The organism is Umezawaea tangerina (assembly GCF_003002815.1).
GTDB classification, from domain to species: domain Bacteria; phylum Actinomycetota; class Actinomycetes; order Mycobacteriales; family Pseudonocardiaceae; genus Umezawaea; species Umezawaea tangerina.
Window position 1 is genome coordinate 509,243 of record NZ_PVTF01000009.1, and the last position, 22,505, is coordinate 531,747.

Genomic DNA, 22,505 nt, shown 5'->3' on the forward strand with positions numbered 1-22,505 from the left:
GAAGGCCCGTCCGGTTCGCACCGGGCGGGCCTTCGCCCTGTTCTAAGGTCTTGCCGTGCAACGATTCCTGACCGCTCTCGACCTCGCGTTCGCCGATCCGCCCGCCGTCGACCTGTCGGACGGGTGCTCGGCCTGCTTCAGCGAGCCCGACCTGGCCGTGCTCGCCGGTGACCCCGCGCGCATCCCGGTGGACCTGGCCACGACCGCGCTGCGCAAGTCGGCCGACCACTGGTCGCCCGAGCAGTGGCGGGCGCTTTGGTCAAGGACCGCGCCGCGGGTGGTCCGGGAGGTCCTCGCCGAGCGGGGCCGCGGGCTGGTCGACCGGGAGCTCGCGTCGTTGGGTAAGGGTCACGCGGACCTGTCCTCGTGGCCCGAGCGGCAGCGGACGGCGCTCGACGACGCGCTGGCGGCCGTCCTGGAGGTGGCCGTCACCTACGGCGACCCCGCGCACGAGGTGACCACGCTGCTGGGCGGGCTGGCGTGCGCGTACGACGACCTCGGCCCGTGGCTCGCCCGGCTCGACGCGCTGCGCGGGCCGCAGGCGGACGCCGGTGTCGTCCGGCTCGCGCTGGAGTGGACCACCGGCCTGCTGCGGGGCGAGGACCAGTGGTTCACCTGGTGGTGGCCCGCGGACCCGGCGGCCGTCGTCCGGGAGTGGGTGTGCTCGGCGGCCGTGCGGGACCGGGTGCGGCGCTTCGCGGCGGCCCACCCCGGCTGCAAGACCGCGTCGGACGTGCTGCTCGCCTACACCGCGCTCGACGAGGGCGCCCGCTCCCCCTGGTACCACCCGGCGACCGGGTACGACCGGTGGCAGGCGATGGGGCAGCCGACCGGCTACGCCTGGCTGATCCCGGTCTGACGTGGACGCGCGCGAGCGGGTGACCGAGGTCCTGGCCGGGCACTGGCCGTCCTACCGCGACGTGGTGCCGCTCGGCGAGGGGCAGGACAACGTGGCGTACGAGGTGGACGGCGAGCTGGTGGTGCGGTTCGCGAAGCACCCCGACCCGGCGGAGACCGACCGGGAGGCGCGGCTGCTGGCGAAGGTGGCCGAGGTGTCTCCGATCCCTGTTCCGACACCGGTGTTCTCGGTGCCGGAACAGGGATGCCTGGCGTACCGGAAGGTGCCAGGAACCACGCTGCTGCGGTTGGCGGACCCGCCCGCCGCTCTCCTCGGGACGGTGCTGGGCGTGTACCTGGCCGTGCTGCACGCCGTGCCCGCGGAACGGATGGCCGACGTGGTCGGCGTGGACGACGACCCGCCCGCCCGGTGGCTCGCGGAGGCGGCGGAGCTGTACGTCCCGGACACGGTCCCGTCCGTCCACAGAGGACCGATCGAGTCCTTCCTGTCCGCCGCACCACCCCCGGCCCGGTCCGCGCGGGTGTTCTCGCACAACGACCTCGGCGTCGAGCACGTCCTGGTCGACCCGCGCTCGTGGAGGGTCACCGGCGTGATCGACTGGACGGACGCGGCGTTCTGCGACCCGGCCTACGACTTCGGCCTGCTCCACCGCGACCTCGGTCCGGCCGCGCTGGACGCCGCGCTCGCCGCGTACGGGACGGACGCGCCGCGTGAGCGCGCGGTGTTCTACGCCCGGTGCACCGTGCTGGAGGACCTGGCGTACGCGCTCGACACCGGGAAGTCCGTCTACGCCGAGAAGTCGCTGGCCGCCCTGAGCTGGCTGTTCCCAGGGCGGTAGTCGCGGGTGCCGAGCAGCACCGCGGCCAGCGCGACCGCCATCGCCACCAGGTAGCCGACCTGGAAGGCGACCGGGTTCGCCGTGGGGACGAGGATCGGGCTCCACAGGCCCATCGGGGTGTCGTCGCCGGGGACCGAGAAGAACTGCCACTGCGTCCAGTTCCAACCGAGGTGCAGGCCGAGCGGCAGGGCGATCCCGCCGGTGCGCAGGGCCGCCACCCCGAACACGACGGCGCCGATCGCCGGGCCCGCCGCGGTCCAGAGGAGCTCGAGGCCGCCGGACTTCACCGACGGGGACGTGCCGAGGTTGACCAGGTGGTAGCCGCCGAACCCGACGGCGAGCAGGCCGACCGCGACCTTCGGGCCGAGGCTGTCCGCCAGGCGCCGCAGGGCGTAACCGCGGAACACCAGCTCCTCCACCAGCACGGCGAAGAAGAAGTACGCGGTACCCGTGAGCGCGACCGACCCCGTGAACGCCCTGTTCGGCACCCAGTACAGGACCCCGTGCAGCATCAGGCCCCACGCGAGTCCGCACACGAGCGCCGTGCCGACGACCGCGCCCACCGCGAACCAGGCCAGGCGCTTGAGCCTCCCGGTCGCGGGGCGCTTGCCGTCGAACAGCCGCGTCAGCACCAGGACCAGCGCCGCGGCGATCGCCACCACCGGCCACGGGCCCTTGCCGAGCATCCCGCCCAGCACCGCCGCGACGACCACCGCCGCCGCGCTGAGCGCGAGGAACCCCGCGACCTTCCACCCCGTACCGATCACGTCGCGCCGCATGTGCGCAAGTAGACACCACCGCGGGTCCGGGTTGGGCGCTTTCGACTGTTAGCGTGGCTAATCATGTGGACTGGACTGCTGCTCGCCGGTGTGGTGGTCACCCTCGGCGGTCTGGTCCAGGGGCTGGCCGGTTTCGGACTGGCCCTCGTGGCCGTCCCCATCCTCGCCCTGCTCGACCCGTCCCTGCTGCCCGTGCCGATCCTGATCACCGCCATGACGCACTCGGTCCTGAGCCTCGCGCGCGAGCACCGGCACGTCGACTGGCACGGCGTCGGCTGGGCGATGATCGGCCGCCTGCCCGGCACCGCCATCGGCGTCCTGCTCGTGGACTCGTTGGACCAGAAGCGGTTCAGCCTCCTGATCGGCGTCGTCGTGCTGGCCAGCGTGCTCCTGTCGATCACCACCTGGACCCCGCGCCCCACCAAGGTGTCCCTCGTGATCGCGGGCCTCACCAGCGGCTCGTTCGGCACCGCCATGTCCGTCGGCGGCCCTCCCGTCGCCATGCTCTACCAGAACTCCCCCGGCGCCCTGGTCCGCTCCACCCTCGCCGCCTACTTCGTCCTCGGCTCCATCACCTCGGTCACCGGCCTCGCCATCGCGGGCCAGGTCCACACCCCCCAACTCCTCACCGGCCTCCTCCTCATCCCCTTCCTCATCCTCGGCTTCCTCCTCTCCAGCCCCCTTCGCAAACTCGTCGACACCAACGGCATCCGCACCCCCGTACTCGTGCTGTCCACCATCACCGCCGTCACCCTGATCGTCCGCAGCGCCATCGGGTAGGCGGTGGCTTTCGTCGTAGGACAGGCGCGATCACACCCGTCGCTCATGACGCCATCGCGGAGCTGGCGGTCGGTGCCCCCTCCGCCACCGCCCGCCCGCCGATTCGGCGCCACCACACACGCCGCCCAGGGGCATCTGCGCATTGCGAGGCCACTGAACCTCCGCCGACCGGGAGTCCGCCGATTCAGCCCTGCTACTCCACACCCATCACCTGCGGCGCCGTCGACGAACTGGTAGGCCACCGAATCCCCGCCGACTGGGAGCCTTCCGACATCGGCCCTACTACCCCGCACACCGGCCAACGCCACCACACCCATCACCCGCGGCACCATCGGCGAGCTGGTAGGCCACCGAATCCCCGCCGACTGGGAGCCTTCCGACATCGGCCCTACTACCCCGCACACCGGCCAACGCCACCACACCCATCACCTGCGGCGCCATCGGCGAGCTGGTAGGCCACCGGAAATCGTCCGATTCGGCTCCGCCTCCCACGCGAACGCCACCGCGCTTGTCACCGGCAACGCCATCACTGAGCCGGATGCCCCCGCGACCGCGTGCCCGTTCACAACAGGCCAAGGGCACCTAGCCCTCAGCCTTCTGGCCCTCCCGCTCCACCACGCGCCGCGCCTGCTCCGCCACCTCCGGAAGCGGCCGCCTCCCGGCCCCTTCCTCCTGCGGCGCACGCCCCACCTCGGCCTCACCATCCCGCGGCAACGGCGGCCTCCCCACCTCAGCCTCACCATCCCGCGGCAACGGCGGCTTCCCCGCCTCCGCCTCCCCGTCACGCGGCAGCGGCGGCAACGGCCGCAGGCTCTCCGGCCGCGCCAGCCCGTCCCGTTCCTCCAACTGCCGCAGCTCCTGCCGCGCCTCCGCGATCTGACGGCGCACGTCCCCCAACTCCGCCTCCACCGCCGCCCGCGCGTGCGCCAACGCGACCACCTGCGCGGTCTTCCGCTCAGCCAGCTCCGCCTCGAACCGCAGCTTCGCCGCCAACCGCTCCCTCAACACCCGCTCCGCCTCGGCCCGCAGCCCCTCCACCTGCCGCCGAACCTTCTCGTACTCGAACCCGCCGATCTCCGCCAACCGCTCGTTCGCCTCGTCCAGCCGCCTCTGGACCCGAGCGACGACCCGCTCCAGCTCCGCGATCCTGTTCGCCTTCCGCCTGAACATCGCTCACACCCTCAGCTCGTCCGCGGCCCACTTCACCCGCCCCGGACATCGCCAAGCCCAACGCTGCGTGTTACCCAGCCCAAGCCGCATCACCCGACCGGCCGCACGTTCTTCACCCGAAGAGCCTCTCAAGTCGATCGGGCCAACACCGTCGAGTGGACGAGCCGGGCTCGGGCACGGTGACCAGGAATCGCCGTGCCCGTGGCGGTCAGCCCAGGACGTTGGGTTCGTCGAGCAGCCAGAGCCAGGTGCCGTCGGGTTGGCGGCGGGCGACTTCGGCGGTGGCGCTGGGGCCTCGGCGGGTCGAGGTGAGGGCGAGGTTGCCGTTGTGGAGGGCGGTGCGCTGCTCGCCCGCGGCGAACTGCGGGCGGTCCTCGAGGAGCATCGTGTAGATCTGGCGGATCTCCTCGGTTCCTGTGGCGCGACGGCCGTCGGGCAGCGCTAACACGGCGCGGGGCTCGTAGAGCGCGACCAGGCCGTCGATGTCGCCCGCGTTGGCTCGTTCGACGAAGTAGCGGCCCAGGTCTTCGGGTGTGGTGGCGCGTGGGTGGTCGTTCGGCATGTGCCGAGCATGTCAAACGGGTACGACAGTTTTCGCACGGCGTTCCACGACGACCGACAGGACGGCGATGGCGAGGCCCGCGAGGCTGAGGGCGACGCCGACCCAGGCGGTGGACACGTAGCCCCATCCGGCGGCGATGGCGAGCCCGCCGAGCCACGCGCCCGCGCCGTTGGCGACGTTCAAGGCGGAGTGGTTGGACGAGGACGCGAGGGAGGGGGCGTCCGGGGAGGCGTCCATCAGGCGCATCTGGAGCGCGGACGCGAGCACGGTGGTGGTGAAGCCGATCAGGAACAGCAGCAGGAACGACGCCACGGGGATGGTGGCCAGCAGCCCGAACAGGGCCAGTTCGACCGTGGTGGCGATCAGTGTGCCGAAGACCGTGCCCATCACGGAGCGGTCGAGGAAGCGGCCGCCGAGCCACGCGCCCGACGTCATGCCGAGGCCGAAGACGGCCAGGATCCACGGCACGGCGCCCGCGCCGAGCCCGGTGACCTCGGTCGTGGTGGGCGAGATGTAGGAGTACACAGCGAACATGCCGCCGAAGCCGATCATGCCCGTGACCAGGGCGAACCACACCTGCGGGCGGCGGAACGCGCGCAGCTCGGCACCCACGCTGGCCCCGTGCGCGGCCGGGATGCGGGGCACCCACCTCGCCAGTGCCAGCGCCGTGACGACCGAGACGAAGGCGACCGCGGCGTACGCGCTGCGCCACCCGATCTGCTGACCGGCGGCGGTGGCGAACGGGACGCCGATGAGATTCGCGACGGTCAGGCCGACCATCACGCGCGCCACGGCCGTGCCCCGGCGTTCCGGCGCGACGATGCCGGAGGCGACGACGGCGGCGATGCCGAAGAACGCGCCGTGCGGCAGGCCGGCGACGAACCGGGAGACCATCAGCAACGTGGTGTTTGGCGCGACGGCCGACAGGCCGTTGCCCAGCGCCACGGCGAGCATCAACGCGATCAGCAGCCCCTTGCGCGGCAGCTTCGCGGCCAGCCCGGCGATGAGCGGCGCGCCGACGACGACACCGAGCGCGTACAGGCTGATCGAGTGCCCCGCGGTGGGGATGGAGATGTCGAACGTGCTCGCGATCTGCGGCAACAGGCCCATCGTCGCGAACTCGGTGGTGCCGATGCCGAAGCCGCCGAGCGCGAGGGCCGCGAGGGCGGGCGCCGCGCTGCGCCGGACGGTGGAGGTTTCCAGGGTCGTGGTCACGCGAGGCTCCCTACGACGACATGGTTGAACACTGAACCGATCCTACCGGCCCGTTTTCCCAGTTCAGCCGTGCCGCTGCTCACATCTGGAGCGCTTCAGGAACGACCGAGGCTAGCCAGCAGGTTGATCATGGTCGCGATCACCACCGTGCCGAACAGGAACGACAGCAGCCCGTGCCGCAACGCCGTGGCCCTGATCACCCGATCCCGGATGGCCGTGTCGGACACCTGGAACGTCATCCCGAGCGTGAACGCCAGGTAGGCGAAGTCGGTGTACGCGGGCGGCTCACCGGAGTTGAAGTCGATCCCGCCATCCGGCCCCGTGTAGTAGAGCCGCGCGTACCGGGTCGCGAACGTCGTGTGCACCGCCGCCCACGACACCGCCACGCTCCCCACGCTCAACGCCGCCTGCAGGTCCGGGTTCTCCCCCGACGCCGTCAACAGCAGCACCACCGCCCCAAGACTGGCCACCGCCGACACCAGCACCAGCACATCCATCACCGCCCGCCCCGCGTCCTCCCGCACCGCATGCCGGGCCGTCGTGGGCGCGTCCATCGGCCAGATCGTCACCCACTTCCACACCAGGTACGCGATCCCACCCGCCATCCACCCGATCAGCACCGCGAACGTCCAGTGCGCCCCCAACACCGACGCCAACACCCCCACCACAACCCCGACCACCGCGGCCACGAGCAGGTGCGTACGAGCGGGCACTCCAGCACTGTCACCGAGCCCCGACCGGGGAAGATCAGCCATCTCGCAGGTATACCCGACCGGCGGCGGGCTGGCGGTATGGGTGAGGTGGACGGGGCGATCGCGGAGGCGTCAGCGGCGCTGGGTGGGGCGGGCGAGTTGGTCGGTGGGGTGTCGTGCAGGCAGGTGCGCGGGGTGGAGGCGCAGTTGCCGATGCGGGAGCTGGCGCGGGCTGCGGTCGGGGTGTGTTCGTTGGCGGCGGCGGAGATCCTGGCGGTGCACAACGGGAGCGCGATGCCCGCGGCTCGGGTGGACGCGGCTCGGGCGGTTCGGGTGGACGAGGGGGGTGGCAACGGCGTTTGTGAGCGAGCGGCACCTACGGGTCGATGGCCGGGCGCCAACGGTGTCGGGGTTCTGGCAGACCGGCAGCAGGCAGGTGCGCACGCACGCGAACTACCCGCACCACCAGGCCTAGTTGCTGGACGTGTTGGGGCTGGGTGAGGACGCGGAGACGGGGAACCGGCCGGGCCTGGAGCGGCGGCGGGCCGGGTGGGGCCAGCAGACCGTCTACGCGGTGGGCGAGTTGGCGGTGGCGGTGGGCATGTCCGGCACCAGGCACCCGCTGGTCGACAGGAGCGGGCACGGCGCCGGAAGGGTGCTCCTGAGGGCGGAGCTGCCAGCCGAAGGGGTTCGGGTGCTGGACCTGACCAGGGTGATCGCGGGGCCGGTCGCGACGTGGACGTTGGCGCTGCCGGGTGCGGACGTGCTGCGGGTGGACTCGCCGAACCTGCCGGAGTCGCCCGACGCGCACGCGCGCATCGGGATGGGCGAGCGGTCGGCGTTGCCGGACCTCGCCGACGATGGGGACGGGCGGGTGTTCGACGGGCCCCTGGACGACGGGGACCGGTGGGTGTTGGACGACGATGACGCCGACGTGGTGGTCACCGGCTACCGGCCCAGTGGGTGGATCGGTGGTGTGGTGGTGGGTGGCGACCGAACTATTTTCCACAACGTTGAGAGCGCTTCCATGGAGTCGCTCCCATCGTCGTCCGCAGGGGTCGGGCACCCGTCAAGAAGAGTATCCATGCTTCCGATGACCGCCGCTACCTGGGAAAACGCCGAGGTGACCACCCGATTGGGGGAACTTGCGGAGAGGCATCTCCGACACCCGCCGAGGGCAAGACCTACCCCCAAAACGGCGGCTGACCAACACCGGACCGCCGCGCACTGCCGCCGATCCACTACGACGGCGCCCGACAACCACGGGGCACCGACCCGAGCGCCCCTCCCCGCGAAGGGAGGGGCGCTCACGGGGTCACGCGAACGGTTGGACGTTCGGGGCGAAGACCTGGCCGTTGGCCGGGGCCTTGAGGTTTACGAGGTAGTCCGTGACGAGTGTGTCGACGCCGGCGCTGTCGCCGAGGATGCAGTGGCCGAAGGCGTCCACGCTGATCAAGCGCGCGTTGCCGAGCTGCTTGGCCATGCGCTGCGCGAACTTGTACTGCGTCGCGGGGTCGTAGTAGTTGCCGACCACGACGACCGGGTTGGGCGTCTTGCGGTTCCAGGGGCCTGCCCAGCGGTCCGGGTGCGGGACCGGCCAGCTCGCGCAGGTGAGCAGGTCGGAGGCGGCCTGGCTGCGGCCGAACGTGGGCGACTCGCGCTCCCACGCCTTGGCGACCAGCGGGAACAGCTCCGGGACGCGGACGAACGGCTTGTCGGAGCAGTTGACGGCGTAGTAGGAGTCGTCGAACGTGTACGGGGTGTCCGCGAGGACGCGCACGTCGGCGCGGCCCTGGTTGTTGGCCAGCAGCGGCACGTCCGACACGGCGTTGGCCGACAGGGACGCGGTGCCGTTGATCGCGTTGTGGACGGTCTGCAGGTACGCGGCGAGCGCGGTGAACGAGCCCGGCGAGTACAGGTTGGACGAAACGCGGCCGATCACGCCCTCGTAGGTCGCGGACGTGCCGTCGGGCAGCGTCACGGCCTGCGTGCGCAGGTGGTCGCGCAGCGCGTCGAACTTGGCGCGCGGGTCGCCGTCGCTGAACGCGCACTTGGCGCCCACGGCGTCGCAGCGCTTGAGGAACGCGTCGAGCGAGATCTCGAAACCCTGCGCGCGTTCGCGGTCGTACTGCGTGCCGTTGTGGGTGCGCAGGTTCGGGTCGACGTTGCCGTCGATCACGATCGCGCGGGACTTGCTCGGGAAGATGTTGGCGTAGGTCGCGCCGAGCAGCGTGCCGTAGGAGAACCCGACGTAGTTCAGCTGCTTGTCGCCGACGCCCTGGCGCATCAGGTCGAGGTCGCGCGCCACGTCCTCGGTGGACATGTGGTCGATGAGCGGGCCGGCGACCTTGGCGCAGGACCGCGTGTAGTCGAGCGTGGCGTCCATGGTGTCGCGGATCTGGGTCCGGGTGACCGGGATGCTCGACATGCGGCCGAAGACCTCGTCGGCCTCTTCCATGGTGGTGAAGCACTTCAGCGGCGCGCTGCGGCCGACGCCGCGCGGGTCGAACCCGATGAGGTCGAACCGCTTCATGACCTCCGGCTGGAAGAACGAGCTGCCGTAGGCGGAGTAGATGAGGCCCGCGCCGCCGGGGCCGCCGGGGTTGATGAACAGCGAGCCGATCTTGTGCGCCTGGTCGTCGGCCGGGCGCTTCATCATCTGGATGCCGATGGTGGCGCCGCGCGGCTTGCCGTGGTCGAGCGGCACCGGGTACGCGGCGCAGCTGACCTTGTCGTGCTGGGCTTCCGGGATCTCGGCGAGCACGTCGGCGGCGCAGGTCGTCCACGCGGCGGGCTTGGCGGTGGTGGTGGCTTCCGGTTGTGCTGAGGCGGCGGATCCGCCGAGTGCCAGCCCGGACCACACGACCCCCAGGGCCAGTGCGCCGGCTAGCGTTCTGCGTGCGTTCGGTAGTGCCACGGGTGCTGACTCCTTGGTCTCCGCGTGCGTCGCCCCTCGTGTGCCTTGCGACGCAACCGCCGGAGACTCCCACCCGTCCGTGTGTCAGAACACCCGCAGATCGGATGGACTTGGTCGCTGTGGTGGCCTGGTCCGACCACGCACAGCGACCGTTCCGCCGGTCAGCCCACTGCTCGGGCGAGCGAGAGGGCGAACCTCCCCTGGCTGTCGGTCCACCACCGGTGCAGCTCGAACCCGGCTTCCTCCAGTTCCGCCCGCACGCCGTCCGGCCGGAACTTCGCCGACACCTCGGTGCGCAGCTCCTCGCCCGCCGTGAACTCCACGTCGAGGTCCAGTTCAGCCAGTCGGACGCGCACCGGTCGGGTGGCGCGCAGCCGCATCTCGATCCACTCCTGCTCGGCGTTCCAGAGCGCGACGTGCTCGAACGCGTCCACGTCGAAGTCGCCGCCCAGCTCGCGGTTGATCACCCGCAGCACGTTGCGGTTGAACTCCGCCGTCACGCCCTGCGCGTCGTCGTACGCCCGCACCAGCACGTCCGGGTCCTTGACCAGGTCCGTCCCGAGCAGCAGCCACTCCCCCGCGCCGAGCACGTCGCGGACCGACGAGAAGAACTTGCGCCGCTCCTCCGGGATCAGGTTGCCGATCGTGCCGCCGAGGAACGCCACCACGCGCGGCGCGGACCCCGGCAGCCCTGCGAGGTGTTCGGTGAAGTCGCCGACGACCCCGTGCACGCCAAGGCCGGGGTAGTCGGCGAGGATCGCGGCCGACGCCTCGGTCAACGCCGTCGTGGACACGTCGAGCGGCACGAACTCCTCGAGCGTGCCGTGGTCGCGCAGCGCGTCCAGCAGCAGCCTGGTCTTCTCCGACGAGCCGGAACCCAGCTCCACCAGCGTGTGCGCGCCGGTCGTCGCGGCGATCTCGACCGACCGCGCGATGAGGATCTCCCGCTCGGCCCTGGTCGGGTAGTACTCCGGCAGGCGGGTGATGTCCTCGAACAGCTCGCTGCCGACGGCGTCGTAGAACCACTTCGGCGAGACCCACTTGGGTTTCGCGGTCAGTCCGGCCCTGGCCTCCGCGCGCAGCGCGCGGGCCGCGTCCTCGGGTGTCAGGTGCACGTCCACCACTGGCTCTGTCATGGGTTTCCTGTTCTGCCTCGTGGGCCGATCGGCCGGATGTCCACGGTGGAGGGCTGTGCGGCCACCGTGACGACGGAACCGTCGGGGATCTCCCGCCAGCGCTCGTCGGTGTCCCACGGTTCGGACGCGAGCGCGACCGAGTCGGGGGTGGAGCGGACCCACAGGGCGTGCGTCCACGTCGTGCCGACGAGCACGGTTCCGTTGGTGAGCAAGAGGTTGAGCCGCGAGCCGGGTGCGGTCGCGGCCACTTCGGACACGACGCCCGCCAGCACGGCGGTCGGGTGTCCACCGGCGGCGAGCCGCGTGCGGACCAGTGCCCACAGCAGCGCGGAGTCGGTGGGGGCGTCGAGCGTCAGCAACTCGGTCACCGGCAGCGCTTTCGCGAGGTCGGCGACGGAGTCGGGCCAGTCGGCGATCCGGCCGTTGTGGCTGAACAGCCACTGCCCGTCGGTGAAGGGCGCGCAGGCCGTCTCCACCAGGGGCATGCCGACCGTGGCGTTGCGGACGGCCGCCAGCACGGCGCCGGACGTGCTCACGCGCGTCACGGCCTCCAGGTTGGCGTCCGACCAGATCGGCCCGGTCCGCCGGTAGCGGACCGCGGCCGAGCCGGGCGTGGGGTACCACCCGACGCCGAACCCGTCGACGTTGACCGAGCCCCCGCCCCGCATGTCCGCGGGCGCGTAGGACTGGTGCACCAACGAGTGCGGCTGGTCGTGGACCAGCGACGCGACGGGCACGGCGGTGCCCAGGTAGCCCAGATGGCGGCACATGTCAGCTCAGCTCGGCCGCCTCCGCGTCGCGGGCACATCGGAAGCCGGCGAAGATCTGCCGTCGGATCGGGTAGTCCCAGTTGCGGAACGTCGACCGCACCGCGGCCGGGTCCGCGCCGAACGAGCCGCCGCGCAGCACCTTGTACTCGGGGCCGAAGAACACCTGCGAGTACTCGGCGTACGGGAACACCTCGAACCCGGTGTAGCCGTGGAAGTCCGAGCTCGTCCACTCCCACACGTCACCGATGAGCTGGTGCACGCCCAACGCCGACGCCCCCGCCGGGTAGGCGCCGACGGGTGCGGGCTGGAGGTGCCGCTGGCCGAGGTTGGCGTGCAGCTCGGTCGGCTCCTCGTCGCCCCACGGGTACCGGCGCGACCGGCCGGTCGCCGGGTCGAACCTGGCCGCCTTCTCCCACTCGACCTCGGTCGGCAGGCGCTTGCCCGCCCACTTCGCGTAGGCCTCGGCCTCGTGGAAGCTCACGTGCACCACGGGTTCGTCCGGCACCACCGGCGCGACGACGCCGAACCGGTCGCGGTACCACTCGGCGCCGACGCGTTCCCAGAACCGGGGCGCGACCAGCTTCGCCTGCTGGACGTGGGCCCACCCGGCCTCGCTCCACCAGCGCTCGTCGGTGTACCCGCCGGCGTCGATGAACGCCGCGTACCGGGCGTTGGTGACCGGTGCGGTGTCGATGAAGAACGGGTCAGTGCGCGCCTGGTGCGCGGGCCGTTCGTTGTCCAGCGCCCACGCCTCCGTGGACGTGCCCATGGTGAAGTACCCGCCCGGTACCAGGACCTCGGACACCGGCAGCGGTGAACCGGGGGGCGGCGGTGGCGCGTCGAGCACGGGCGCGCCGACGCGGAGCTGGTGCGTGGCGAGCATCGTCTCGTCGTGCTGCTGCTCGTGCTGCACGATCATGCCGAACGCGAACCCGCCGTCGAGCAGCCTGCGCCCCTCGAACCTCGTGGTCTCCAGCACGTCGAACACCTTGTCGCGCACCTCGGCCACGTACCGGCGGGCCTCGGCCGGGCCGAGCAGCGGCAGCTCGGGGCGGGAGGAGCGGGAGTGCTTGAACGCGTCGTAGAGCTCGTCGATGTCGCTGCGGACCGGCTCGCGCCCGCCCACGTCGCGCACCAGCCAGAGCTCCTCCTGGTTGCCGATGTGCGCGAAGTCCCACACCAGCGGCGACATCAGCTTCGAGTGCTGGCGCACGAGGTCGTGCTCGTCCACGGCGTCGGTCAGCGCCGCGCTGCGGGCGCGGGAACGCGTCAGCTGGGCGGCCACGTGGTCGCGCAGGCGGTCGGTACCGAGATCGTCGATGCTGGTCATGGCGTGACTCCTCCGGACTTCTCGGCGAGCATGCGGTGCAGTTCCTCGGCCACGGCGGCGTTCTGGCTGATCGACAGGTCCGTGCGCTCCAGCGCGCGGCAGCCGATCTCGACGACCTCCCGCGCGACCCGCGCGATGGTCGGGTCGGCCAGCCCGTACCGGGCCGCGGTGAGCCAGCGGCCGACGGCGGGCGCGGTGGCGGCCAGCACCTCGTCCACGACCGACTGGTCGCTGAACAGGGCCGCCATCAGCACGACCGGCTCGATCCACCGCCCGTCCGGCGGGGTGTCGAGGTAGCGGACCTCCAGGTACCCGCGCGGCCGGACCGGCGGGAACATCAGCGACAGGTGGTAGTCCAGGTCGTCGCTGGTGGGCACCCGGTCGCCCAGGGCTCCGTCGACCCACTCGGCGAAGGTCAGCGGCCGCGGCGGCACCCAGTTCGGGCCGGGTCCGCGGACCGCGATCACCGGCGTGCCCACCACCCGGCGCGCCCACTCGCCCGCCGGGTCGTCGCAGACCGCCGCGGCGGGCCGGGTGCGGACCGGGTCCGTGCCGTACAGGGCCCTCATCCGCGCCGACGCCCACTCCGGACGACGGCCGCCCACGCCCGGCGAGTTCGCGAACAGCGCGTTGAGCACGGGGCCGAGCGCGTGCACGGCCGCCCACCGGGCGTTGAGGTGTTCGCGCAGCCCGAAGTCCAGGCACACCTGGAGGCCCGCGGTGCTGCACATCATCGTGATGCCCTCGGGGCCGATCGGCTCGAAGGCGTGTTCCATCGCCGCGTACCTGGGCACGCGCAGCATCCGGGTGGGTGGGCGGAACGGGTCCGCTCCCCGGTCGCCGAGCACGAGGTCGGAGGCGCCGAGGAGGCGTCGGAGCTCGGTGACGTCCTCCCCCACGGTCTTCAGCAGCTCCGTCAGGGAGGCGCGGGGTGGGGTGGAGATCTCGACCTGGCCACCGGGTTCGACGGTCAGCGGGGTGCCGCTGGGCAGCGGCCGCTGGGGGCTGTCCGGAACGAGGGTGGGAGGCGCGTGGCGCCCGAGCGCGGCCGCGAGGCTGGTCGCGTCGAGCCGCCGGGTCGGGTCCTGTCGGTGGTGGACGGTCCATTCGATTTCGACGCCGAACAGGCGCGGCGGCCCGTGCTTGAAGCAGACGGAGGCCACGTAGGCCTCCGCCTCGGCACGGTCCCGGAACACCTGGGGGCCGGGCCCCTCGGCCGAGACGTTACGCACAGCAGTCAATTCCGGTACTCCCCGTGATCTTTCGTCGCGATTCGACGCTACACGTGGGCACCGACAGTCGCACGTGACGAAGTTGGCGATCTCCTTACGGATCAGGGACAACCGGACATCCGACACCCGCTTCCGCTTGACATATACCCATATGGGTATATGTTTTCCGCCATGGCACGAGCGGCGACGACGACGGACGCGTTCAACGCGGTGGCGGAACCCCGACGAAGGCAGATACTCGACGTGCTGGCGGGTGGCGAACGGCCCGTGAACGACCTCGTCGACCTGCTGGACCTGGCCCAGCCGCTGGTGTCCAAGCACCTGCGGGTGCTCCGCGAGGTGGGGCTGGTCGACGTGCGCGACGCCGGACGGCAGCGCGTCTACCGCCTCAACGCGGTCCCGCTCAAGGCCGTCCACGACTGGGTCAAGGGCTACGCGCAGGCGTGGGAGGAGCGCTTCTCCGCGCTCGACGACGTGCTGGAAGAACTCAAAGCAGAGGAGAACGGGACATGACGGACACGACGGTCGGCAGCGCGGTGGTCACCCTCCCCGCCGACACGCAGATCCTGATCACGCGCGAGTTCAACGCGCCGAGGCACCTGGTGTACCGGGCGTGGACCGAGCCCGAGCTGATCAGGCGCTGGTGGCCCGGCGGCCACGGCGAGATGACCGTCGCCGAGGTCGACCTGCGCGTGGGCGGGAGATGGTGCTACGCGCTGGTCACCCCCGAGGGCTTCGAGGTCGGCTTCCACGGCGAGTACCTGGAGCTGGTGCCGGACGAGCTGATCGTGTGCACCGAGGCCTACGAGGGCATCCCCGACCCGGACGGGAACGCGGCGACGACCACGCACACGTTCACCGACGAGGGCGGCCGCACGACTCTGACCCTGCTGGTGGAGCACAAGACGAAGGAGGGGCGCGACATGCACGTCGAGTCCGGCATGGAGGACGGCATGCAGAAGGGCCTCGACCTGCTGGAGGAGATCGCCGTCTCGCTGCGCTGACGGGCCGTGCGGCGCCGTCGGACCGGACGGCGCCGCACGCGCACTTTCGTTGATATCGAAACTTTCGACTCCTCTTTATTCGCCCACATGGCTCTAACCAGTGGTAAAAGCCGTCTCAGATGGAACTTGGTCGTTGACGCCGTCGGCCCGCGATTCTACGTTGCGAGAAGTTTAGTAACTTGTTACGAAACTTTCGACCCTCAACGTGGAGGACTGATGTCGAAAATCGATGACGCCGGCGCGCGCCCGCGCAGAGCCGCGCTGCTGGCGGGCGTGGCCGCGCTGCTGGGGGCGGTGGCACTGGTCGTCCCCGGTGTGGCCAGCGCCGGCACCACCCTGGGTGCCTCGGCCGCGGAGAGCGGTCGGTACTTCGGTACGGCGGTCGCGGCGAACAAGCTCTCGGACTCGACCTACGTGGGAATCCTGAACCGCGAGTTCACCATGGTCACCGCCGAGAACGAGATGAAGATCGACGCGACGGAGCCGAACCAGGGGCAGTTCTCCTACGGCAACGCCGACCGGATCGTCTCGCACGCCAAGGGCCAGGGGATGCGGGTCCGCGGGCACACGCTGGCGTGGCACTCGCAGCAGCCCGGCTGGATGCAGAACATGAGCGGCAGCGCGCTGCGCTCGGCCATGCTCAACCACGTCACCCAGGTCGCGACCCACTACAAGGGCCAGCTCTACTCCTGGGACGTGGTGAACGAGGCCTTCGCCGACGGCAGCTCCGGCGCGCGCCGCGACTCCAACCTCCAGCGGACCGGCAACGACTGGATCGAGGCGGCGTTCCGGGCCGCGCGATCGGCGGACCCGGACACGAAGCTCTGCTACAACGACTACAACACCGACGACTGGGGCCAGGCCAAGACCCAGGCGGTCTACAACATGGTCCGCGACTTCAAGTCCCGCGGAGTCCCGATCGACTGCGTCGGCTTCCAGTCGCACTTCAACAGCGGTTCGCCGTACCCGTCGAGCTACCGGACGACGCTGTCCAGCTTCGCCGCGCTCGGCGTGGACGTGCAGATCACCGAGCTCGACATCGCGGGCGCGTCGGGGACGACCTACGGCAACGTGACCAAGGACTGCCTCGCGGTGGCCCGCTGCAACGGCATCACGGTGTGGGGCATCCGCGACAGCGACTCGTGGCGCTCCGGCGACAGCCCGCTGCTGTTCGACGGCTCCGGCAACAAGAAGGCCGCGTACACGTCCGTCCTCAACGCCCTCAACGGCGGCGGCACGACCACACCGCCGACGACCACGACCACCACCACCCCGCCGAACGGCAACTGCCGCAACGGTTACGTGGGGCTGACGTTCGACGACGGGCCCATCGCGGGCAGCACCCCGGCACTGCTCAGCGCGTTGCGCTCGGCGGGCGTGCGGGCGACGTTCTTCAACATCGGCAACAAGGTCGCGTCGAACGCCTCGTTGGCACGCAGCCAGAAGGACGCGGGCATGTGGATCGGCAACCACAGCTGGACGCACCCGCACCTGACCCAGCTGTCGCAGTCCCAGATCAGCTCGGAGCTCAGCCAGACCCAGCAGGCGCTCCAGCAGGCCACCGGTGACACGCCGAAGCTGTTCCGGCCTCCCTACGGCGAGACCAACTCGACGCTCAAGGCGGTGGAGCAGCAGCAGGGGCTGACCGAGGTGCTGTGGAGCGTGGACTCGCAGGACTGGAACGGCGCGAGCACCTCGGCCATCGTGCAGGCTGCGTCCACGTTGCAGAACGGCGGCGTGATCCTCATGCACGACGGCTACCAGACGACCGTCAACGCCATCCCGCAGATCGTCTCCGACCTCACCAGCCGCGGGCTGTGCGCGGGCATGATCTCCACGGCCACCGGCCAGGCCGTCGCCCCGTCGGACGACCCCGGCACCACGCCGCCGACGACCACCACGACCACCACCCCGCCGTCGGGTGGGGGCTCCTGCACGGCGACCTACCGGACCACGCAGACGTGGGGCGACCGCTTCAACGGCGAGGTGACGATCAAGGCGGGCAGCGCGGCCATCTCCACCTGGACCTCGACCGTGACCGTCACGTCGCCGCAGAAGGTGTCGGCGACCTGGAACGGCTCGCCGAGCTGGGACTCCAGCGGCAACGTGATGACCATGAAGCCCAACGGGAACGGCTCGCTCGGAGCCGGTGCCAGCACCACGTTCGGCTTCACCGTGATGGCGAACGGCCAGTGGGCGGCCCCGGCCGTCACCTGCCAGGCGTCGTGACCGGCTGACCCGTGCGCCCTCCCCCGATTCGCCAGGGGGAGGGCGCACCTTCAGGTCCGGCAGCCGCGCAGGGCGTACCCGACCAGGCCGATCCCGCCGAGCACGCAGGCGGTGACCAACGCCGGTGTGCTGCCGACGGGCTGGGCGGGCCACGTCAGCACCAGCAGCAGCACCGGGTCGTCGACCGGCGGCACCGCGGCGACTCCCCCGGCCCAAGCCACCGGCAGCGTCCACGCGAGCTGCCGTCCGAACAGGATCGCGGCCAGCGCGGTCAGGCCCGCGAAGCCCACGGCGGCCCGCAGCACGATCTCCAGAGGCACCGTCGTCGCCAGTGCCAACGCCGCCGCGGGCACCACCGTCACCGCGACGAGGTGGGCGGCCCGGCGGGGCGGCCACGACACCGCCGCCGTCCGCTCCAGCTCCGGGTCGGCGCCGCCCAGCCCGTAGCCCACGATGGCGAGTCCGAGCCCCATGGCCAGCACCACGGCCGCCACCTCCAGCTGCTGGTTGGGCGCCACGGCTCCGATCCTGGCGACCAGCAGCACCGCCACCACCGCGCCCGGCAGCGCGAACGGCACCTGCCGCGACCTCAGGTACAGCGCGAGCGCCCTCACGGCCGGTTGCCCTGAATGGTGCAGGCCAGGCCCACAGCGCGGGTCGCCAGAACCCGCTGGAGCTGCTCCGCCGGGGGCAGAGACCGCAACCGCTCCCAGAGGACCATGCGTTCGGCCTCCAGCTGGGGCGACAGCTCGCCGCCGGGCAGCGGGTAGGAGCCCCACAGCCACGCCGCGGCCATCGACCGGTCATCGAAGCCCTCGTGCCCGCACGGACGCGTGCCCGCGCCTTCCAGCACCCGGCCCACCAGCGCGTCGCCCTGGGCGATCCACCCGGTTCCGGCCTGGTGGTACCCGCCGCTGAACCACACCTCGGAGGTGGGCTGCGGGCCCGGTCGCGCGGGGCGCACCTCGTGGACGGACGTCGGCGGGTCGGGCAGCCTCGCCAACAACTCCAACGCGCGTCGAGCGGGTCCGGTCAACTCGGCCAGGCCGTGCTCGTGCACCTTCTGCACGCAGACCACCGGGCCCCCGTCGGTGGTGCAGATCTCGGCCACCGCCGCCGGGTCGACCCGCAGCCCCGCCTTCGGCGCGGCCGACAGGAACGGGACCGCGACCACCAACCCGACCAGCGCGGGCACGACCGCCAGGACCGCGCCGCGATGACGAGCCCCGACGGCCAGCACCAGTCCGGCCACCGCCAAGCCGACGAACCACGCGGCCTGGCCGAGGGTGGCGGAGCCGTCGACCGTCGTGACCTCGTCGAGGTAGGAGCTCAGGTTGGGCGCGAGCAGGGCGGTCCAGTTGAGTCCCCCGCCCCTCCTGAGCTGCACGGGCAGCACCAGCACCAGGAAGCTCGCCACCGTGAGCAGGGGCGGTGTGTAGGTCGACGGCAGCAGCCGCCCGATCCCCAGCCCCAGCCACCCCGCCGCCACCAACGACACCACGCCCACGACGGAGATCGGCACCCAACCGAGGTGGCTGTACGAGGGCGACATCACCACCGCGCCCGCCCCGAAGATCAGCAGGTAGCCAAGGCCCAGGCAGAGCCCGAGCGCTGTCGCCGCGGGCATCATCCGCGAACGAACCGAACGCGGGGTCGTCAGCAGCAGCTCCTCCATCCGCGTACGCCGGTCGCGCCGGGCGATCCACGCCCCCGCGCCCAGCGCCAACGGCCACAGCAGCAGCAGGACGACCCGCTGGAAGGCCGCCAGCATCGTCCACTGCACGCTCCACAGGTCGCCCGATTCGGTGAAGTAGAGCGTGTACAGGCCCGCGATGCCGACGAACGCGACCAGCGCGCCCGACGTCGCCGCGGCGGACCGGCGCAGCTCGATCCGCAGGATCCGGCCGTTCACCGGGCCGCCCCCGCCAGCAGCGCGGAGTACCCGCGTTCGATCGGGCTGTCGCCGATGTCGCCCTCGCCGCCCGCCGCGACCACCTCGTCCGGCGTGCCCTGGAACACCGACTTCCCCTCGGTCATCAGCACCACCCGCGTGCAGGCCGCCGACACGTCCTCGACCAGGTGCGTCGAGACCAGCACGCACGACCGCTCACCCAGCTCCCGCAGCAGCGTGCGGAACTCCAGCCGCTGCGCGGGATCCAGGCCGACGGTCGGCTCGTCGAGCAGCAGCAGGTCGGGCTCGTTGACCACGGCCTGCGCGATGCCCGCGCGGCGCAGCATCCCGCCGGACAGCGTCTTCATCCGGTCCTCGGCCCGGTCCGCCAGCCCGACCCGTTCGATCGCCCGCTGCACCTCTCCCGCGACGTCGCGCTTGTCGACCTCCTTGAGCCAGGCCATGTACTCGACGAACTCGCGCACGGTGAACTTCGGGTAGTAGCCGAACTCCTGCGGCAGGTAGCCGATGCGACGGCGCAGCGCCCGCAGATCCGGCTTGCCGGACACCGGGCTGCCCAGCAGCTCCAGCGTCCCGCCCGCCGGGCTCAGGATCGTCGCCAACGTGCGGATCAGCGTCGTCTTGCCCGCCCCGTTGGGGCCGAGCAGGCCGTGCACCCCCTTGCCGAGGCGCAGGTCGAGCCCGTCGACCGCCATCCTCCTGCCCACCCGCGAACGCAGGCCGTGCGCCTCGACCTCCCACGCGTGCAGCGTCGGCGTCAGCTCGGTCGGATCGACCGCCCGGACCACAGTGCCCTCCCTCGTTCGGATCTCCACGTCAGTACCTGCTTCCCGGCGCGGCGAACGACTTCGCCCGCGCCACCACGACCACCACCGCACCCACCACGACCAGCGCCCACCAGGGCAGTGCCGCCTGCCGCAGCAACGACGGACTCACCTCGTCCGGCAACGAGGGCGCGACGACGAACACCGTCCACACCAGACCCAGCGCCAGCGCGGCCCTCCCCACGCCCACCACCGTGCCGAGCGCGAGCGCGCCGACGGTGAAAGCCAGGCAGGGCAACAACCACAGCGCGGGCGCGAGGCCCGTGAAGGCACCCGCCACGGCGAGCACCGGGATCACCGCCACCAGCACGACCGTCGTGCGGCGCAACACCGTCCGCAGCCCCGCGGCGGGCGTCGCCGCCGTCAGCTCGTGCAACGGGTCGAACCGCCTGGACCACGCGGCCGCCACCCCGAACAGCGGCACGACCGGCGCCAGCAGCAACATCAGCGGCGACTGCCCGACAGGTACCGCCAGGTCGATCGCGAACGCCACCAGTGCGACCAGCACCCCCGTCAGCACCCACGGGCCCATCGTCGGCGGCGCCCACGTCCGCGCCCAGCGCACCCAGGCGGGTCTCGTCGGCGCGGGGCGTTCGGGCTCGGCGGCCTCCACCTCGGTCCACACCCGGCCCAGCACCAGGTCCAGCGCCGGTTCCCGCACCCGCACGACGTCGGCGAGCCGCAGTCGGCAGTCCCGGCAGTTCTCCAGGTGCGCCTCCACCGCCCACTCGGTCTCGGCGGGCAGCGCCGGTGCTCCCGCGAGGTAGGCCGCGAGCAGTGCGGGTCCCACGTGCTTCCCGGCGGTCATGACATCGCCTCCCGAATAGTCAGCCTGGCGCGCCGGGCCCTGGTCTTCACGGTTCCCTCGGGGATCCCCAGCAGGTCCGAGGTCTCCCGGACGGTCAGCCCGTCCAGGACCATCGCCTGCAGCACCTGCCGCAGCTCGGGTGCCAGCGCGCCGAGCGCCGACCCGACGTCCCCCGACAACGTCCACTCCAGGACGGCGTCCTCGGCCGCCGGGGCGGTCGCGGCCGTCTCCGCGGCGGCCTCCACCACGTCCCGGTGCCGGCCTTCCCGGCGGAACGCGTCGACCAGCCGCCGTGCGGCCACCCGCCACAACCAGCCGAGCACGCTGTCCACCGCGGCCCCGTCGGCGAACGACCCCGCCGCCCGCCACACCGCCACGTAGGTGTCCTGCACGACCTCGGCCACCAGCTGCTCGTCGGCGCACCGCTTGCGCAGCCGCACCGCCAACCAGGGCGCCGTCTGCCGGTAGAACTCGGCGAACGCCTCCCGGTCCCCGGCCGCGGCACGGCGCAGCAGCACGCGCTCGTCCATCCCGCTCGATCCCTCCGGCATGTGACTGGGTCGTCGGGGAGGCGGCTGGCGGTTCTCGACTCTCCGGTGAGCTGGGTCACATTCTGGCCGCCCGCACGTCTTACACCCGATCAGGTTACGTGCCTCCGGCACGCACTTCGGGTAAAGTCTCCCATACGTGCCAGCGGCACGCAATCGATCCGACGAAGGAGCCCGACCATGTCGATGTCCCCCACGTACCGGCCGTCAGTCGCCCGAGACGGTGAGGTGCGCCCGCTCGCCCTGGAGCCCAATCAGGGTGAGGAGTTCGGCCGGGTGTTCGCCCGCGCTGCCGATCCAGTGCGGCAGGCGGGTGTCGAACTCCGCGGCCTCGCCGGCTCGCAGCACGAGGTCCTGGTCACCGAGCACGAACCGGACGCTGCCGTTCATCACGTAGAACCACTCGTACCCCTCGTGCGTCTTCAACGCGGGCTCCCCCCAACGCGACGCGGGCGGGTACACGACCTTGAACACCTGGATCCCACCCGCCCGCCGCGTCAACGGCACGAACGTCATCCCGTCCCGCGCCACCGGTCGCAAGTGGACCCGCGGGTCACCGGTGTGCCGGTAGCCGACGAGGTCGTCGAGCGGCACACCGTGCGCCCGCGCCAACGGGAGCAACTGCTCCAAGGTGGGCCGCCGCTTGCCGTTCTCCAACCGCGACAACGTACTCGCGGTCAACCCCGTCTCCCCCGCCAACTCGGCCAACGTCGTCCCCCGTGACCGACGCAGCACCCTCAACCTCTGCCCCACACCCTCCAGCACAGCGCTCGCGTCGTCATCCATGACCGCCATCTTGCACACCAGCAACACCCCCTGCCGCTCACAAGTCCCACCCCAAGCCCGGCAAACGACAAGCGTCTTCATCCTGCTGTCCACACGGGATCCACCCAAGCCCAA

22 protein-coding genes and 2 pseudogenes are annotated in these 22,505 nt (G+C 71.6%); 8 read left to right on the forward strand and 16 right to left on the reverse strand.

Features of this window, described 5'->3' with window-relative positions:
* Window positions 1-55: 55 nt before the first annotated feature.
* Entirely contained in the window at window positions 56-859 is an 804-nt protein-coding gene (locus tag CLV43_RS30435; RefSeq protein ID WP_106191313.1) for a hypothetical protein, read from the forward strand.
* Window position 860: 1 nt separating this feature from the next.
* Window positions 861-1,697 carry a phosphotransferase family protein gene (locus CLV43_RS30440; protein WP_211304617.1) on the forward strand — a complete coding sequence of 279 codons (837 nt, stop codon included), beginning with the start codon at window positions 861-863 and terminating at the stop codon, window positions 1,695-1,697.
* Here CLV43_RS30440 and CLV43_RS30445 read toward each other — a convergent pair.
* Window positions 1,646-2,476: a CPBP family intramembrane glutamic endopeptidase gene (locus CLV43_RS30445; RefSeq protein WP_106191315.1), complete on the reverse strand. Its 831-nt coding sequence runs from the start codon at window positions 2,474-2,476 to the stop codon at window positions 1,646-1,648. The two genes, CLV43_RS30440 and CLV43_RS30445, sit on opposite strands and share 52 nt — an antisense overlap.
* Before the next feature lie 63 nt (window positions 2,477-2,539).
* On the opposite strand from CLV43_RS30445, the gene CLV43_RS30450 reads away from it, so the two are divergent.
* On the forward strand, window positions 2,540-3,256 hold the full coding sequence (locus CLV43_RS30450; RefSeq protein ID WP_106191316.1) for a sulfite exporter TauE/SafE family protein: 717 nt from the start codon (window positions 2,540-2,542) through the stop codon (window positions 3,254-3,256).
* A 582-nt stretch (window positions 3,257-3,838) separates the two neighbouring features.
* On the opposite strand, the gene CLV43_RS30455 is transcribed toward CLV43_RS30450, so the two are convergent.
* The 4 genes from CLV43_RS30455 to CLV43_RS30470 form a co-directional block, all read right to left on the reverse strand.
* On the reverse strand, window positions 3,839-4,426 hold the full coding sequence (locus CLV43_RS30455) for a hypothetical protein (RefSeq protein WP_106191318.1): 588 nt from the start codon (window positions 4,424-4,426) through the stop codon (window positions 3,839-3,841).
* A gap of 208 nt (window positions 4,427-4,634) precedes the next feature.
* The gene (locus CLV43_RS30460) at window positions 4,635-4,988 is read right to left on the reverse strand and encodes a YybH family protein (RefSeq protein WP_106191320.1); all 354 of its coding nucleotides are present in this window, start codon (window positions 4,986-4,988) and stop codon (window positions 4,635-4,637) included.
* Window positions 4,989-5,000: 12 nt separating this feature from the next.
* Window positions 5,001-6,203, reverse strand: coding sequence for an MFS transporter (locus CLV43_RS30465; RefSeq protein WP_245887093.1), 1,203 nt, complete (start codon window positions 6,201-6,203; stop codon window positions 5,001-5,003).
* A gap of 95 nt (window positions 6,204-6,298) precedes the next feature.
* Window positions 6,299-6,916 (reverse strand): DUF1345 domain-containing protein, encoded by a 618-nt coding sequence (locus CLV43_RS30470; RefSeq protein ID WP_211304618.1) that lies wholly within the window; start codon window positions 6,914-6,916, stop codon window positions 6,299-6,301.
* Between the two features lie 580 nt (window positions 6,917-7,496).
* On the opposite strand from CLV43_RS30470, the pseudogene CLV43_RS48660 reads away from it, so the two are divergent.
* Window positions 7,497-7,637 (forward strand): annotated as a pseudogene (locus CLV43_RS48660) (CoA transferase); the annotation flags it as partial.
* A 573-nt stretch (window positions 7,638-8,210) separates the two neighbouring features.
* Here the strand turns inward: CLV43_RS48660 and CLV43_RS30480 are convergent.
* From CLV43_RS30480 to CLV43_RS30500, 5 genes are all read right to left on the reverse strand, one after another.
* Complete coding sequence (locus tag CLV43_RS30480) at window positions 8,211-9,812, reverse strand: alpha/beta hydrolase (protein WP_245887094.1); 1,602 nt, start codon at window positions 9,810-9,812, stop codon at window positions 8,211-8,213.
* Window positions 9,813-9,973: 161 nt separating this feature from the next.
* Window positions 9,974-10,948 (reverse strand): L-histidine N(alpha)-methyltransferase, encoded by a 975-nt coding sequence (gene egtD, locus CLV43_RS30485; RefSeq protein ID WP_106191325.1) that lies wholly within the window; start codon window positions 10,946-10,948, stop codon window positions 9,974-9,976.
* A complete protein-coding gene (egtC, locus tag CLV43_RS30490) occupies window positions 10,945-11,718 on the reverse strand; it encodes an ergothioneine biosynthesis protein EgtC (protein WP_106191326.1) in 774 nt (257 codons plus the stop codon). Before egtC ends, egtD begins: the two co-directional genes overlap by 4 nt.
* A 1-nt stretch (window position 11,719) precedes the next feature.
* Window positions 11,720-13,048 (reverse strand): ergothioneine biosynthesis protein EgtB, encoded by a 1,329-nt coding sequence (gene egtB / locus CLV43_RS30495; protein ID WP_106191328.1) that lies wholly within the window; start codon window positions 13,046-13,048, stop codon window positions 11,720-11,722.
* Window positions 13,045-14,289 carry a glutamate-cysteine ligase family protein gene (locus CLV43_RS30500; protein ID WP_106191330.1) on the reverse strand — a complete coding sequence of 415 codons (1,245 nt, stop codon included), beginning with the start codon at window positions 14,287-14,289 and terminating at the stop codon, window positions 13,045-13,047. Before CLV43_RS30500 ends, egtB begins: the two co-directional genes overlap by 4 nt.
* Before the next feature lie 162 nt (window positions 14,290-14,451).
* Here CLV43_RS30500 and CLV43_RS30505 point away from each other — a divergent pair, with 162 nt between their 5' ends.
* The 4 genes and pseudogenes from CLV43_RS30505 to CLV43_RS48670 all read left to right on the forward strand — a co-directional run bounded on the left by CLV43_RS30505 (window position 14,452) and on the right by CLV43_RS48670 (window position 17,513).
* Entirely contained in the window at window positions 14,452-14,793 is a 342-nt protein-coding gene (locus CLV43_RS30505) for an ArsR/SmtB family transcription factor (RefSeq protein WP_106191331.1), read from the forward strand.
* Window positions 14,790-15,284: an SRPBCC family protein gene (locus CLV43_RS30510; RefSeq protein WP_106191333.1), complete on the forward strand. Its 495-nt coding sequence runs from the start codon at window positions 14,790-14,792 to the stop codon at window positions 15,282-15,284. Before CLV43_RS30505 ends, CLV43_RS30510 begins: the two co-directional genes overlap by 4 nt.
* Window positions 15,285-15,500: 216 nt before the next feature.
* Window positions 15,501-16,922, forward strand: a pseudogene (locus CLV43_RS48665) (endo-1,4-beta-xylanase); the annotation flags it as partial.
* Window positions 16,923-17,111: 189 nt separating this feature from the next.
* A complete protein-coding gene (locus tag CLV43_RS48670) occupies window positions 17,112-17,513 on the forward strand; it encodes a cellulose binding domain-containing protein (protein ID WP_245887107.1) in 402 nt (133 codons plus the stop codon).
* Between the two features lie 50 nt (window positions 17,514-17,563).
* On the opposite strand, the gene CLV43_RS30530 is transcribed toward CLV43_RS48670, so the two are convergent.
* The 6 genes from CLV43_RS30530 to CLV43_RS30555 form a co-directional block, all read right to left on the reverse strand.
* Entirely contained in the window at window positions 17,564-18,127 is a 564-nt protein-coding gene (locus CLV43_RS30530; protein ID WP_106191334.1) for a hypothetical protein, read from the reverse strand.
* The gene (locus CLV43_RS30535) at window positions 18,124-19,425 is read right to left on the reverse strand and encodes a hypothetical protein (RefSeq protein WP_106191336.1); all 1,302 of its coding nucleotides are present in this window, start codon (window positions 19,423-19,425) and stop codon (window positions 18,124-18,126) included. Before CLV43_RS30535 ends, CLV43_RS30530 begins: the two co-directional genes overlap by 4 nt.
* Window positions 19,422-20,240 carry an ABC transporter ATP-binding protein gene (locus tag CLV43_RS30540; protein WP_245887095.1) on the reverse strand — a complete coding sequence of 273 codons (819 nt, stop codon included), beginning with the start codon at window positions 20,238-20,240 and terminating at the stop codon, window positions 19,422-19,424. Before CLV43_RS30540 ends, CLV43_RS30535 begins: the two co-directional genes overlap by 4 nt.
* Before the next feature lies 1 nt (window position 20,241).
* Window positions 20,242-21,057 carry a zf-HC2 domain-containing protein gene (locus tag CLV43_RS30545; protein ID WP_106191338.1) on the reverse strand — a complete coding sequence of 272 codons (816 nt, stop codon included), beginning with the start codon at window positions 21,055-21,057 and terminating at the stop codon, window positions 20,242-20,244.
* Entirely contained in the window at window positions 21,054-21,587 is a 534-nt protein-coding gene (locus CLV43_RS30550) for an RNA polymerase sigma factor (protein WP_106191339.1), read from the reverse strand. Before CLV43_RS30550 ends, CLV43_RS30545 begins: the two co-directional genes overlap by 4 nt.
* Window positions 21,588-21,812: 225 nt before the next feature.
* Entirely contained in the window at window positions 21,813-22,391 is a 579-nt protein-coding gene (locus CLV43_RS30555; protein WP_106191460.1) for a helix-turn-helix domain-containing protein, read from the reverse strand.
* Window positions 22,392-22,505 lie beyond the last annotated feature (114 nt).

What these genes read in the sequence shown, in the direction of transcription:
- CLV43_RS30450 (WP_106191316.1), top strand. Translation starts at nt 2,540, where the DNA reads ATGTGGACTGGACTGCTGCTCGCCGGTGTGGTGGTCACCCTCGGCGGT.
- CLV43_RS30455 (WP_106191318.1), bottom strand. Translation starts at nt 4,426, where the DNA reads ATGTTCAGGCGGAAGGCGAACAGGATCGCGGAGCTGGAGCGGGTCGTC.
- egtB (WP_106191328.1), bottom strand. Translation starts at nt 13,048, where the DNA reads ATGACCAGCATCGACGATCTCGGTACCGACCGCCTGCGCGACCACGTG.
- egtC (WP_106191326.1), bottom strand. Translation starts at nt 11,718, where the DNA reads ATGTGCCGCCATCTGGGCTACCTGGGCACCGCCGTGCCCGTCGCGTCG.
- CLV43_RS30550 (WP_106191339.1), bottom strand. Translation starts at nt 21,587, where the DNA reads ATGGACGAGCGCGTGCTGCTGCGCCGTGCCGCGGCCGGGGACCGGGAG.
- CLV43_RS30445 (WP_106191315.1), bottom strand. Translation starts at nt 2,476, where the DNA reads ATGCGGCGCGACGTGATCGGTACGGGGTGGAAGGTCGCGGGGTTCCTC.
- CLV43_RS48670 (WP_245887107.1), top strand. Translation starts at nt 17,112, where the DNA reads ATGATCTCCACGGCCACCGGCCAGGCCGTCGCCCCGTCGGACGACCCC.
- CLV43_RS30555 (WP_106191460.1), bottom strand. Translation starts at nt 22,391, where the DNA reads ATGGATGACGACGCGAGCGCTGTGCTGGAGGGTGTGGGGCAGAGGTTG.
- CLV43_RS30545 (WP_106191338.1), bottom strand. Translation starts at nt 21,057, where the DNA reads ATGACCGCCGGGAAGCACGTGGGACCCGCACTGCTCGCGGCCTACCTC.
- CLV43_RS30510 (WP_106191333.1), top strand. Translation starts at nt 14,790, where the DNA reads ATGACGGACACGACGGTCGGCAGCGCGGTGGTCACCCTCCCCGCCGAC.
- egtD (WP_106191325.1), bottom strand. Translation starts at nt 10,948, where the DNA reads ATGACAGAGCCAGTGGTGGACGTGCACCTGACACCCGAGGACGCGGCC.
- CLV43_RS30460 (WP_106191320.1), bottom strand. Translation starts at nt 4,988, where the DNA reads ATGCCGAACGACCACCCACGCGCCACCACACCCGAAGACCTGGGCCGC.
- CLV43_RS30505 (WP_106191331.1), top strand. Translation starts at nt 14,452, where the DNA reads ATGGCACGAGCGGCGACGACGACGGACGCGTTCAACGCGGTGGCGGAA.